10 protein-coding genes are annotated in these 11792 nt (G+C 68.3%); 6 read left to right on the forward strand and 4 right to left on the reverse strand.

Annotation, left to right across the window (positions count from 1 at the left end; translation table 11 throughout):
• The first annotated feature begins 300 nt into the window (after window positions 1-300).
• On the forward strand, window positions 301-2718 hold the full coding sequence (locus AB0D08_RS38520) for a non-reducing end alpha-L-arabinofuranosidase family hydrolase (protein WP_359895026.1): 2418 nt from the start codon (window positions 301-303) through the stop codon (window positions 2716-2718).
• Between the two features lie 712 nt (window positions 2719-3430).
• Here the strand turns inward: AB0D08_RS38520 and AB0D08_RS38525 are convergent.
• Together AB0D08_RS38525 and AB0D08_RS38530 are read right to left on the reverse strand one after the other, a co-directional pair.
• Window positions 3431-3631 carry a hypothetical protein gene (locus AB0D08_RS38525; protein ID WP_359895013.1) on the reverse strand — a complete coding sequence of 67 codons (201 nt, stop codon included), beginning with the start codon at window positions 3629-3631 and terminating at the stop codon, window positions 3431-3433.
• Between the two features lie 224 nt (window positions 3632-3855).
• Window positions 3856-4281: an FtsX-like permease family protein gene (locus AB0D08_RS38530; RefSeq protein ID WP_359895015.1), complete on the reverse strand. Its 426-nt coding sequence runs from the start codon at window positions 4279-4281 to the stop codon at window positions 3856-3858.
• Window positions 4282-4452: 171 nt separating this feature from the next.
• On the opposite strand from AB0D08_RS38530, the gene AB0D08_RS38535 reads away from it, so the two are divergent.
• Together AB0D08_RS38535 and AB0D08_RS38540 are read left to right on the forward strand one after the other, a co-directional pair.
• Window positions 4453-4887, forward strand: a complete 435-nt coding sequence (locus tag AB0D08_RS38535) for a hypothetical protein (protein ID WP_359895016.1) — start codon at window positions 4453-4455, stop codon at window positions 4885-4887.
• A gap of 297 nt (window positions 4888-5184) precedes the next feature.
• Window positions 5185-5352, forward strand: coding sequence for a hypothetical protein (locus AB0D08_RS38540; RefSeq protein WP_359895018.1), 168 nt, complete (start codon window positions 5185-5187; stop codon window positions 5350-5352).
• Window positions 5353-5779: 427 nt separating this feature from the next.
• On the opposite strand, the gene AB0D08_RS38545 is transcribed toward AB0D08_RS38540, so the two are convergent.
• Window positions 5780-6079: a DUF1330 domain-containing protein gene (locus AB0D08_RS38545; RefSeq protein WP_359895020.1), complete on the reverse strand. Its 300-nt coding sequence runs from the start codon at window positions 6077-6079 to the stop codon at window positions 5780-5782.
• On the opposite strand from AB0D08_RS38545, the gene AB0D08_RS38550 reads away from it, so the two are divergent.
• The 3 genes from AB0D08_RS38550 (at window position 6042) to AB0D08_RS38560 (ending at window position 8551) form a co-directional block, all read left to right on the forward strand.
• Complete coding sequence (locus tag AB0D08_RS38550) at window positions 6042-6935, forward strand: IS5 family transposase (RefSeq protein WP_359895028.1); 894 nt, start codon at window positions 6042-6044, stop codon at window positions 6933-6935. The genes AB0D08_RS38545 and AB0D08_RS38550 overlap by 38 nt on opposite strands.
• A 50-nt stretch (window positions 6936-6985) precedes the next feature.
• Complete coding sequence (locus tag AB0D08_RS38555; protein WP_359895021.1) at window positions 6986-7363, forward strand: hypothetical protein; 378 nt, start codon at window positions 6986-6988, stop codon at window positions 7361-7363.
• Window positions 7364-7648: 285 nt separating this feature from the next.
• The gene (locus AB0D08_RS38560; RefSeq protein WP_359895023.1) at window positions 7649-8551 is read left to right on the forward strand and encodes a LysR family transcriptional regulator; all 903 of its coding nucleotides are present in this window, start codon (window positions 7649-7651) and stop codon (window positions 8549-8551) included.
• Between the two features lie 826 nt (window positions 8552-9377).
• On the opposite strand, the gene AB0D08_RS38565 is transcribed toward AB0D08_RS38560, so the two are convergent.
• The gene (locus AB0D08_RS38565) at window positions 9378-10109 is read right to left on the reverse strand and encodes a transglycosylase family protein (protein WP_359895025.1); all 732 of its coding nucleotides are present in this window, start codon (window positions 10107-10109) and stop codon (window positions 9378-9380) included.
• Window positions 10110-11792: the final 1683 nt, after the last annotated feature.

The following is an 11792-nucleotide window of genomic DNA, read 5'->3' on the forward strand; positions in this document are numbered from 1 at the left end:
GGTGGCACCGGCCGGCAGGCTGGTCTGGGTCTGCCGGAGCCGGCCCAGACCGTCGTAGAGCTCGGTCTTCTTGGAGTAGGACTCGTCCTCCAGCAGCGACTCGGGACCGGCCCCCCGACGGGATGAGGGCCGCGACGAGCTCCGGCTCGGCGAAAAATTCCTCGCCGATCACGGCAACCTTCGTGTGTGTGGCGGCAACTGACAGGTAACCGGGACCGAGACCAAGGCCCACTGCGTCAGAAGGACAAGCCTTTGCCAGATCAGAACCGCTCTCATCGCCGCCGTCCGGCAACCCGCCGCCTGATCGCCGCCGCCGTGGTGCTCGCCGCGGTGGGCGCCGCCATACCGCTGGTCGCCCAGGCGGCATTCACGTCGAACGCCAACGCGCCTACCACGCTCGGCGACGCGGCGGCCGGCAGCGGCCGCTACTTCGGTACGGCGGTGGCCTCGGGCAGGCTCGGGGACTCGACGTACTCCAGCATTCTCGACCGGGAATTCAAGATGGTCACCCCGGAGAACGAGATGAAGTGGGACACCATCGAGCCCTCCCGCGGGTCGTTCAACTTCGGCCCCGGCGACTCGATCGTCAACCACGCCTCCGCGCACGGCCAGAAGATGCGCGGCCACACCCTGGTCTGGCACTCCCAACTGCCCAGCTGGGTCGGCTCCATCACCGACGCGAACACCCTGCGCAGTGTGGTGGACAACCACATCACCCAGGAGATGACCCACTACAAGGGCAAGATCTACGCCTGGGACGTGGTCAACGAGGCGTTCGCGGACGGCGGCGGTGGCCAGCACCGCGGCTCCGTGTTCCAGAACGTGCTGGGCAACGGCTTCATCGAGGAGGCGTTCCGCACCGCCCGGAACACCGACTCCTCGGCCAAGCTCTGCTACAACGACTACAACATCGAGAACTGGACGGACGCCAAGACCCAGGGCGTCTACAGCATGGTCAAGGACTTCAAGTCCCGCGGCGTGCCCATCGACTGCGTCGGCTTCCAGAGCCACTTCGGCGCCGGCGGCCCCCCGGCCAGCTTCCAGACCACCCTGTCCAGCTTCGCCGCGCTCGGCGTGGACGTCCAGATCACCGAGCTCGACATTGCCCAGGCGTCCGCCGGCGCGTACGACAACACCGTCAAGGACTGCCTGGCCGTCGCCCGCTGCACCGGCATCACGGTGTGGGGCATCCGCGACAGCGACTCCTGGCGTACCGGCGAGAACGCGTTGCTGTTCGACAACAACGGCAACAAGAAGCCCGCCTACAACACCGTACTCACCACTCTGGGCAGCGCCGGCGGCGGCACCGGCGGCGGTACGCCGGGCGGCGGCATCAACTCCGGCACCGTCTACACGCTCTCCGGCGTGGGCGCCGCCGGACGTGTCCTCGACGAGCCCGCCGGACAGAACGGCAACGGCACCCCGCTCCAGGTATGGGACGCCAGCGGCGCCACCAACCAGCAGTGGCGGGCCACCAAGAACAACGACGGCTCCTACACCCTGACCAACGTCGCCAGCGGCCGGGTCCTGGACGAGCCGGGCGGCCAGACCGCCAACGGCACGAAGCTGCTGGTCTGGGACGCCAACGGCGGCGCCAACCAGCACTGGAAGGCCGCCCGGAACAGCGACGGCTCCTTCACCCTCACCAACGTCGCCAGCGGCCGAGCCCTGGAGACCCCCGGCAACCAGACCGCCAACGGCACCGCCGTCCAGATCTGGGACTCCTTGGGCGCCGCCAACCAGCACTGGAACTTCAGGTCGTCCGGGTCGTCCACCCCGGCTCCGACCCCGACAACGCCCGCGCCGGGCGGCGCGTGTGCCCTTCCGTCGACGTACCGGTGGACGTCGACCGGTGCGCTGGCGCAGCCGGTGAACGGGTGGGCTTCGGTGAAGGACTTCACCGATGTGGTGTACAACGGCAAGCACGTGGTCTACGGGTCGAACGTGTCGGGATCGTCGTACGGTTCGATGATGTTCAGCCCGTTCACGAACTGGTCGGACATGGCGTCGGCCGGGCAGAGCGGGATGGGCCAGGCCGCGGTGGCGCCCACGCTGTTCTACTTCGCGCCCAAGAACATCTGGGTGCTGGCGTACCAGTGGGGTCAGTGGCCGTTCATCTACCGCACCTCCAGCGACCCGACCAACCCCAACGGCTGGTCCGCGCCGCAGCCGCTGTTCACCGGCAGCATCCCCAAGTCCAGCACCGGCCCGATCGACCAGACCCTGATCGCCGACGGCCAGAACATGTACCTGTTCTTCGCCGGTGACAACGGCAGCATCTACCGGGCGAGCATGCCGATCGGGAACTTCCCGGGCAACTTCGGCTCCTCGTACACGACGGTCATGAGCGACACGCCGAACAACCTGTTCGAGGCCCCGCAGGTCTACAAGGTCAAGGACCAGAACCAGTACCTCATGATCGTCGAGGCGCAGGGCGCGAACGGGCGCTACTTCCGCTCCTTCACCGCCACCAGCCTCAACGGCTCCTGGACCCCACAGGCCGCCAGCGAGAGCAACCCCTTCGCCGGCAAGGCCAACAGCGGCGCCACCTGGACCAACGACATCAGCCACGGCGACCTGGTCCGCAACAACCCCGACCAGACCATGACCATCGACCCCTGCAACCTGCAGTTCCTCTACCAGGGCAAGTCCCCCACCGCGAGCGGCCCCTACGACCAGCTGCCGTACCGGCCGGGCGTCCTCACCCTGCAGCGCTGACCCGCCCGATCCGCGGTGATCGCGATCGGGTGCAGTCTGCCGGCACGTGGACGAGCGGTCTACGGCATGGGCAACTCCACCTGCTGACCGACACTCACCGCCTCGAGGAACCCCAGCCGTGCGTCGGCTGGGGTTCCCCTCGTTCGTGGACTTTCATCGCGGTACGGATCGAAGTACTGCGCTTGCGGGCCGTATTTTTGCGCTTGCCGGATACCTCAACGGCCTTGAAGTCTTGGCCACTGCCAAGACCTGGACAGGCATCAACACGGACAGATCTCCTGAACGCCGCCGCCCTGCCCGTTGGTGTGGGTGATGAGTCAGAGTGAAGTTCCCCCCTGATCTTGGACAGCTGGTGCACCTGAGCCCGTACGCCGGCCCAGGTGATCCGGTTCCGCGTCAGACGGCGAGGGTGACGGTGATCGGAGCGTCGTCGCAGCAGCAGCGATACGGTGCAGCGCGTCGAGCTCAACCTGGTCGACGGTCGGGCCCCAGCACGTCTTCACGAAAACCCAGCCCCTGGGGCGTACTGGCACCGATGGGCCGGCGTAGGGAGCCACTTCGAGAGGTCCTTGTCGGCTTTCTGCCGGTTGGACCGGTAGGAGACGGCGATCAGGGTACGGGGGGTGGCCCTGGTCGTTGGCGTACGCTCACGCTCGGCCGCCGTCGAAGGCGGCCGGCCCCACTGAAGATCCACCATCTTGAAAATGGCTGATCAGCCGTGGTGGTGTGGCAGTGTTCGTAGGTGTTCGTGCAGTTGGTGGGCGGCTGTCCCGGGCCTTGATCGGTTGACCACGAGGTTCGCCAGGACGAGCAGGACGAGCAGGACGAGGAGGAGGTTGGTGGCGCGGGCGGGATCGGTGCGGAGTCTGGTGAGGATCCGCCAGGTTTTGACGAACATCCGGGCCGCGCGCATCGGGCCGACTGTCTGTGACCTCTACGGGCCGATGCCGATCGAGAACAGGTCGAAAACGCCGACCGCCATGCTTGGGTACCTCTCACGCCTTTGTGTTGAGGAAAGAACGCCGGAATGCCGACCTCCCGAGGCTGTCAACCGGGGGAGGTCGGCATTGGCGTTCTTGCCGCGCCGTGCAGTGCCCAGCACGCTTTTGCTGCGGCGACCGGCGGCTCTGCTCGGTCCTACTCGGTCCGCAGCGCGGTGGAGGTCCGGGTCCGTGCCGCCCAGCTGGCCGGTAGCAGTGCGCCGAGCAGGGCGATCACGATCCCGCCGGCCAGCAGGGGGATGAGCAGCCCGGCGGTGTAGACGTGGGACACGCTCGGCGGCAGGTGCCGGCCGATCGCGTTCCCCATCGGGTTCAGCGTCGCCTTCTCCACCGCGACCCCGAGCGGGACCCCGATCAGCCCGGCGATCAGGCCGGTGAGTGTCACCGAGGTCAGGACCATTGCGATGGTCTGTTTGGGTGTCATCCCGAGGGCCTTGAGGATCCCCAGATCATGGACCCGCTCCCGGGTGTCCTGCACCACCATGCTCAGCACCCCGAGCGCGGCGACCGCCATCATCATCAGCGTGAGCGTGGCCACCAGGGCGCCCATGGTGATCACCACGATGTTCTTGCCCCAGCCAGGGTTCGGCTGGACCGAGCCCGCCTAGCCATGGATTCTTGATTCCCTGCCGAATCAAAGGGTTCACTTATGAACGCGGCCAGAAGTTCCTGTCGGGCTTCCAGCTCCTGTCGGACCAGCGGGCCAGGGTCAGGTCGGGGCTCGCCGCTTCTCGTGATCACCACCATTTCTCCGGAAAGCTTGAAATCAACCATGGATAGCAGTGTCCGAATTGTCTTCAGTGCCGTTTCAATCCGAACGACGGATGGCCGCATCGCCGTGGCGAGTGATTCCCCCGCCAATCCTAGAAATTGGTCCCGCTTCGCTCGTGTCGCTTTCAAGCGTGAGAGCGTCGAGCAGTTCGGCACAATCGTCTGCCACCTCATTACCTGCCGCAGTCGACCACGCCATGTCAAGCGCGGCGTCGAGCCAACTTTGCTGTGCGGCAGAGCCGAGTACGTGACAAAAACTAGCCCCCCCCCCTCTCTCGGCGGCGGCCGCACAGACCAGCATCAGTTCAACATCGGACAGTTCTGCGAGATTTTTCGTCGACGGCATCCTTTTAGTCACCAACCTTTACTTCGAAAGCCAAAAGAGCCGGAATGGTGAATTGTGATCCTTATGGCCCCAATTGCCCTCGAGTGTCATTCCTCGAGTGTTCACCATGATGACGCAGTTGGCGTTGCAGAAGTTGATTGATGTCCCACCGAATATCGCATGCTCATTGGGTGCCAGGTTATTTAGAATACCTTCCTCGGCATGGGATCCGGCTTGCACAAACTCTTCATTTTCGTGCAGCTTCCATGATGGCGGCATTTCCCCGCCGCCGTTGATCCCGATCCGGATCGTGATTTTTTTGGTGTCGGAATTGAAGACGCCGATGGTGGCCGACGGATCACTGCAGCTGTGGTGGAACGCGACCGGAAGCGCTATCGGGTTGATGACGACGAGTACAACTGCCTGATGCTGGAACTATTGATCAGCACGATCGTGCTCGGTGAGCCGGCGCAAGAACTCCGCGCAAAGCTGGCGGATTTGATGCGGAAGGCGCCGGAAGGGCGCCGGGTGCCGTAGATGCTCTCACTGGGCCGGCGCAACATAGTGCTCTGGGCCTGCGCTCGGATTCGCGGGTCGGCAGGGCGGGTTGGTGGGAGGCGTCGGTGAGGAAGGCTGAGCTCCTCCGAGCCCGAGGCCCCGTCATCGCCAAGGCCCTTGGCTGCCTCGACAAAGCGGCGGCCTGCTTGGTTGCCGTTGCCGGCGGCACCTGCGGCCGGTCTGCCCCTGGCGACCACACGCGGTGACAAGGCTTCCGCCATCCCAGGGGAACTGTGCGACGCCTCGACATGCGGGCCTGCGGGTCGCAACCCCCGGGATCGGGCCGTCGAGGACGTCGACGACGAACCGGGATGCGGGACATGGCTTCGAACTCGTCTCGTGAGTCGTCGTTCAGCACCGTGTGCGTATCAGGTGACGGATGCCCGGTGATGGCCGGGCCCGCCGGTCAGTCGATTCCTTCGATGATGCGGAAGTCGCGCTCGACGCCGTCGGGGAGGGCCACCAGTGCCTTCTGGTATGCCTCGCTCTCGTATGCCGCGACGGCCTGTTCAAAACTGTCGAACTCGATCAGAACGACGCGTCGCGTGATTCCGGCCTCGTGGGCGACGACTCGACTGCCACGGGACAGGACGCGCCCGCCCCCGGCCTGGACGGCCGGACGGGCCAGCGTGTCGTAGGCGGTCAGCCTCTCAGACCGCGTTTGAGATCTGCCGTGTCCCGTTGCTGAGGTGTTCGTTGAGCTCACCGTGAAGGCTGTTGGGGGTGGGTATCCGTCGGACCTGACGGATGAGCAGTGGGCACTGGTGGAGCCACTACTCCCGCCAGCGCGGGTGGGTCCGAAAGGTGGTCGGCGGGAGAAGCATCCGCGGCGGCGAATCTTGGACGCGATCTTCTACGTGGTGCGGACTGGGTGTGCCTGGCGGCAGCTGCCGAAGGACTTCGCTCCGTGGCCGACGGTGTACTGGTACTTCACGTGGTGGCACGACGACGGCACCGTCGAGCGCATCCATGACGCCCTGCGTGGCAGGGTCCGTGAAGCTGATGGCCGGAAGGCGGAGCCGAGCGCGGGTCTGATCGACTCGCAGTCCGTCCGAACTGCCGACACAGTCCCTGCTGCCACGAGGGGCTTCGACGCGGGCAAGAAGGTGAAGGGCCGCAAGAGGTTCATCGTCACGGACACCCTCGGCCTGCTCCTGGCCGTCCACGTCGTCGCGGCGAACGTCCAGGACCGCGACGGCGCGAAGCGGCCCCTGCTGTGGACCAGGCTCGATCATCCAGGGGTCCGGAAGATCTGGGCCGACCAGGGCTTCGCCGGCCGCCTGGTCGAGTGGACCACGCAGATCCTCGGCCGTGACCTGGAGATCGTCCGCAAGGACCCCGACCAGCGAGGATTCCAGGTCCAGGCCAAGCGGTGGGCGGTAGAGCGCACCTTCTCGTGGCTCACCGCCCACCGCCGCCTGGCCCGCGACTACGAGACCAGCCCGGCCCGCTCCGAGACCATGATCCGCTGGGCGATGATCGGCGTCATGGTCCGACGCCTCACTCGACGGGGACCAGCCGTCCGATCAGGCCCACGGCCCCTTCAGCACGTGGCGCCGTGAGCTTTGCCGCCGGTGTGAGGCTGCCATCCGCAACTTGAGATAGTTGCGCCATGCCCAAGAAGCGCCCGCACACGACGACTCTCGCGGAGATGATGGCCGCTCTGCCACAGGTCCAGTACTGGTACGACGAAGGCGTCCCATCTCCCGCCGGCAGCGAGGAATTCGTCGATAACGAGGGCCGCCGTTGGCGGAAGATCCGAGGGCCGCTCCACCGCAACCTTGCCAAGCGTCTCGCGACTCAAGCGGATGAGCTGATCATCGGAGAAGGCGCCGGTGGACACTTCCGCCACGTTCCCTCGGGCGACCGGCTTGCGGCCTGGCACGAGATCAAGCACAGGCTCAACGCGGGCGAAACACCGAGTTACCACCCTTACGAGTTCGCCTCGACGGACGGCTTGACCCTCCTCTACATCGAGGAAAGCTGCTGATCACCTGCTCAGCAGTGGAGGCTGAGCGACAGATCTCAAACGCGGTCTCAGGGTCGGAACTGGCGGGGTAGACACTGACCCAGTAGCCCTTGGCCATGGAAACCTCCTGTGTTCGGCCGGACAGGTCCGACGTCGAATTGACACTCAGGTCGATCGATCCCGGCGACGGGTACTGCGGTCGATGGAATCGCCATATGTGCAGGTTAGGGCTTGATGTGCGGTCCAGGGAAAGACCGGTACGGGATAGGCTCAGAACGGATCGCTATCAATCGGCGGGGAGGGCACGTGACGCCGGATACGGTGAGCCTGCGGTACTTCCTGGTGCTGGCGCAGGAGTTGAACTTCACCCGCGCGGCCGCACGCATCGGCATCGCACAGCCCGCACTCAGCGCCCGGATGCGCCGATTGGAGGCGGAACTCGGTACGGCCCTGCTGGTCCGCAACACGCGTAGCGTCGTTCTGACCACCGCCGGTGCGGCTTTGGCGGAGTCCGCGCCGCCCGCGCTGGCGGCGCTGGACCGGGCATGGGACACCGCCCGGAGCGCGGCGGCCGGTGAACTGGGCACGCTGCGCATCGGATACAGCCTCAGCACCGGGGCCGAGACGGTACCGGCCCTGGTGGACAGGTTGATTCGCGGCAACAGCGGACTCGAGGTCGGCGCGGTCCCGATGGCGACACCGGAGATTTCCCCCGCGGTCGCCGACGGCCGCATCGATGCCGGGATCACCCGCGGTGAACAGCCGGGCCGTGGCGTGCGCCGGTTCCTGTTGCGGCGTGCGCGCGTCGGGGTCCAGCTGGCGCAGCACCATCCGCTGGCCGAGCACCCGGAGATCGAGATCGCCGACGCGGCCGCGTATCCGCTGCGACTCCCGGACCGTGCGGCCAACCCCGTGATCCACGATCAGCTGTCCGCACTGTTCCGAGACACCCGACCGCACCCTCGATTCCACACGCCCGCAGTCTCTTTCGACATGTGTCAGCGCGACCTGCGCGACGGGGTCACCCTCGCCCCGGCCGGAGAAGCCTCGGCCACGGCGCAACCGGCCGGTCTCACCTGGCGACCGCTGCGAGGCGCGCCCGGCCTGACGATCCACCTGGTCCTCCCACGCGAGCAGTCGCCACTGCACCGCCGCATCCGCGCCGTCGCCAAGACCCTGGCGCACGAGCTGCACTGGCTGCCGGACTGACGCGCAAGAGGTCACGTGAGATGGATGCCTGCGGTGGCGAGGCCGAAGACCTTGCGCCTGGCGGACTTCGCGGTGATGACGACGACGGCGGTCGTGCTGAATGTCCGACACGACCTCCCTACGCCGAGGGACCAGCATCCGAGGATCCCCCCGGGGCCGGTCCGAGTCGTACACCGCGGAGACGTCCTCGCCCAGCCCGAGATCTCGGCGGATACCGCGCCTTCGCCGCCGACGCCGAACCGTCATGGACCCGGTTGGCGGCCAGCGTTCCCGCCGGCTACCCGTGCTTGTCGGGCGATCGTGACCAGCTCGACAGCTACATGACCCGGGCCTTCGGATCTCTCTGCGATGCGGCCAACTGACTTCGTCCTTCACGTCCGCCCACGAAACCCGGACGCTGCGCCGGGATGGAGGCCTCTGGGGCTTCGCCGCGCACGATGGCGCGTGGAGGATCGCGGCGGTGGACGAGATCTCGGGCGGGGAGCTCCTGTGCACGGCCGGGACGGTGGTCCGTGCCACGGTCCTGCGGGTCGTGGCCGTCCTGGGTGGTGTGCTCGGTCTCGTCTGGCGGGGGCGGGCCCTGCTCTGGATGGCGCCTGGGGGGCCGGCGGATGCCTCGGCACCCTGTGGGGATGGTTTGTCGGCCTTGGCGCTGCGGTGCGGGAGGGGATGTCGTCCAGGACTGCGTACGCGGGCCCGTAGGTGGTCCGGTGCGGACGGGGCGGGCATACTCCCGGGCGGTTGGCGGCTGGTCTCGGGGGTGGCTGGGTGGTGTGCGGGTGCCGGCCACGCCTCGCAGGGGTGGCCGGCTGTGGTCCGATGGGGGTCAGAGGTCCAGGATCTGGTCGGGGAAGATCAGGTCGGGGTCGGCGCCGATGGTGTGGATGTTCCTGGTGTACAGGCTCTGCCCGTCGATGCCGAACTTGACCGCGATCTCGCTCAGGGTGTCGCCGCTCTTGACGGTGTAGGTGCCGGTGGGGGCGCTGTTGCGCGGGGAGTTGACCGGGGCCGACGGGGTCGGCGTCCGTGCCGGTCGCGTGGCGTCGGCGGGGCTCGGGTGGGGCTTGTGGGTGGGCCCGGCCTCGGCGATCCGGGGCTTGGGGGCGGCCGGCTCGGCCTTGGTGGCGGTGGTGGTGTCGGTGTGGGCCGGCGTGCCGGTGCGGGTGAGGCCGGCGTTCCTGGAGCAGGTCGGCCAGGCGCCGGGGCCCTGGGAGGCGAGGACCTTCTCGGCGACGGCGATCTGCTGGGCCCTGGTGGCCCGGTTGGCCTGTGGGGCGTAGGCGGTGCCGCCGTAGGCGCGCCAGGTGCCGGCGGTGAACTGCAGGCCGCCGTAGAAGCCGTTGCCGGTGTTGATCGACCAGTTGCCGCCGCTCTCGCACCGGGCGACGGCGTCCCAGGTGGAGGCGGAGGCGGCCGAGGCCGAGGGGGCCGGGAGGAGTCCGGTCACCGGCAGCGCCGCGACGGCGGCGCCGGCGACGACGGCCGCGCGGACCCGGTTGCGCTTGGTGGTGGTCTTGGTGGAGGTGGTGGCAGCGGCGGTGTCGTGACCGGAAGTCATGAACATCCTCTCGACAAAAGCCCCCGGGCGGGCATGCGGAACCAGGCCCCGGTGGGGCCCGCACTCCGCTCATCTGACTCGGCGGGCGGGCGGGCACGTGTCCGACGTGCCGTGCGCCCCGGTCGCCCCGTTCGCCGCCGGCCCGTTGCGGACTCGGCCGGCCGACGGGCACGGCCCTGGTGCCGGGGGTCGGCCGGCGGGCCGTGCATCGGGTGAACCCGGGTGGTGCTCGTTGCACCGCCCATGAAGCTACGGGTGGTTGCGGTCGGTCATCAAGCAACTCCCCTACGGTGCAGGTCAGTTGACGGCTACCGGCGGTAAGGATCGGGGAATCGGGCCCGGAATGACCGCTTTTGATGGGTTTTTCGTGATCGATAGGGCCGTCAATGCGCCCCCGATCACGCCAATGCCCCGGCGAAGCCGCCAGCGGGCTCCATCGGAGGTGCTCGTCATGTGACGATCCGTCACCGCTCCGGCCGGAGTTCCCGCTTCCGGCGGCCGTTTTGGTGGCGCCGGCCGCACCAGCCACAGCTGTCACCGATGACGCCCGGCTCGGTCGCACATCGTGATGTTCCGCCGGTCCGTACGCGGCGCAGGAGGCCGGCCGCCACGCCGTCGGCGAGAGGCGCGCGCCCACCGGCACCCCCGTCACCGCCAGGAACTGCTGCCACGCCGGCCAGGCCACGCACACCCCGGCCAGGAACGGCGCCCCGGCTGCCACCCGCCCCGGGCCGCCCCTCCCGTCACCCGCGCGGGGGAGTGCGGTGCCGTCGTCGGGTCGACCAGCGTCAGGCCCGTGAGCCGCAGGAACGTCCCCAAGGCGCCTCGCCCCGAGCCTCCGCCGGGCCCCGTTCCCGACCCTCGTCAGCCACGTTGCCGGCCGTGCTGCAGGCCCGGCCGGGCACGGCCGTCGGCACCTTCGAGGGCGCCGGCCGCCGCAGCCTCCTGCGGTCCGCGCGCCGGGACCACCGCCCAGGAGCGCCGTGACCGTCGGCGCCCACGGCTCCCACTCGGCGAGTGCCGCGTAGGGATGTTGGTGAAGGCGACCGCGCACGCCGTGCTGACCGCCGCGCACCACCCCCGGAGGCCCCGCCTCCATCACCAGTACCCCGGCCGTGCGAGCGCGGCCTGGCCGCCGGCGGCGGCGCGTTCTTCGTCGTTGGGCGGGATGCTCACCGGCATGCGCCTCGGCGCGACTCGGGCATTGTGCACTCGCGCCTCGCGTGCCGGCGTCACGATTTGGCGAATGGGCCGGTGGTGACAGGGTGGTGGAGTCGGCGGGCGAAGCCCTGCGCCTCCTCGGGCGGCCAGGGGGCGAGGGGTGCCTTGCGCCGCCTGCTGGCCGGTTCCGGTCGGGGTGGGACGGCCTCGCCCGGGCCGTCTGTCAGGCGCGCGTAGACCCGTGCCCGGGAGCCTCGCCCGAGTGGGGCTCCAGGGGCGTCGGCGGTCTCGTGCCCCACGGCGGTGGGCACGACCAAGGAATAGCGTGCGTGGCGCACGCAGTCTGTAGTACGGTGCATGTGCGTGCCCGGAGCACGTACTTTCTGTCGGAACACCAACACCAAGGGGACCGTCATGACCACCGCCAGCATCCGCACCGACGTCCGCGCTGCCCTTACCGACCTGCTGCTCACCCCCGGCCTCGCCCTGGAGGAGGCCGCCGAGCGGCACTTCGCCCCCGAC

This window comes from Kitasatospora sp. NPDC048540, from assembly GCF_040651175.1.
In the GTDB taxonomy this organism is placed as follows: Bacteria; Actinomycetota; Actinomycetes; order Streptomycetales; family Streptomycetaceae; genus Kitasatospora.

What these genes read in the sequence shown, in the direction of transcription:
- AB0D08_RS38525 (WP_359895013.1), bottom strand. Translation starts at nt 3,631, where the DNA reads ATGCGCGCGGCCCGGATGTTCGTCAAAACCTGGCGGATCCTCACCAGA.
- AB0D08_RS38555 (WP_359895021.1), top strand. Translation starts at nt 6,986, where the DNA reads ATGCCCAAGAAGCGCCCGCACACGACGACTCTCGCGGAGATGATGGCC.
- AB0D08_RS38565 (WP_359895025.1), bottom strand. Translation starts at nt 10,109, where the DNA reads ATGACTTCCGGTCACGACACCGCCGCTGCCACCACCTCCACCAAGACC.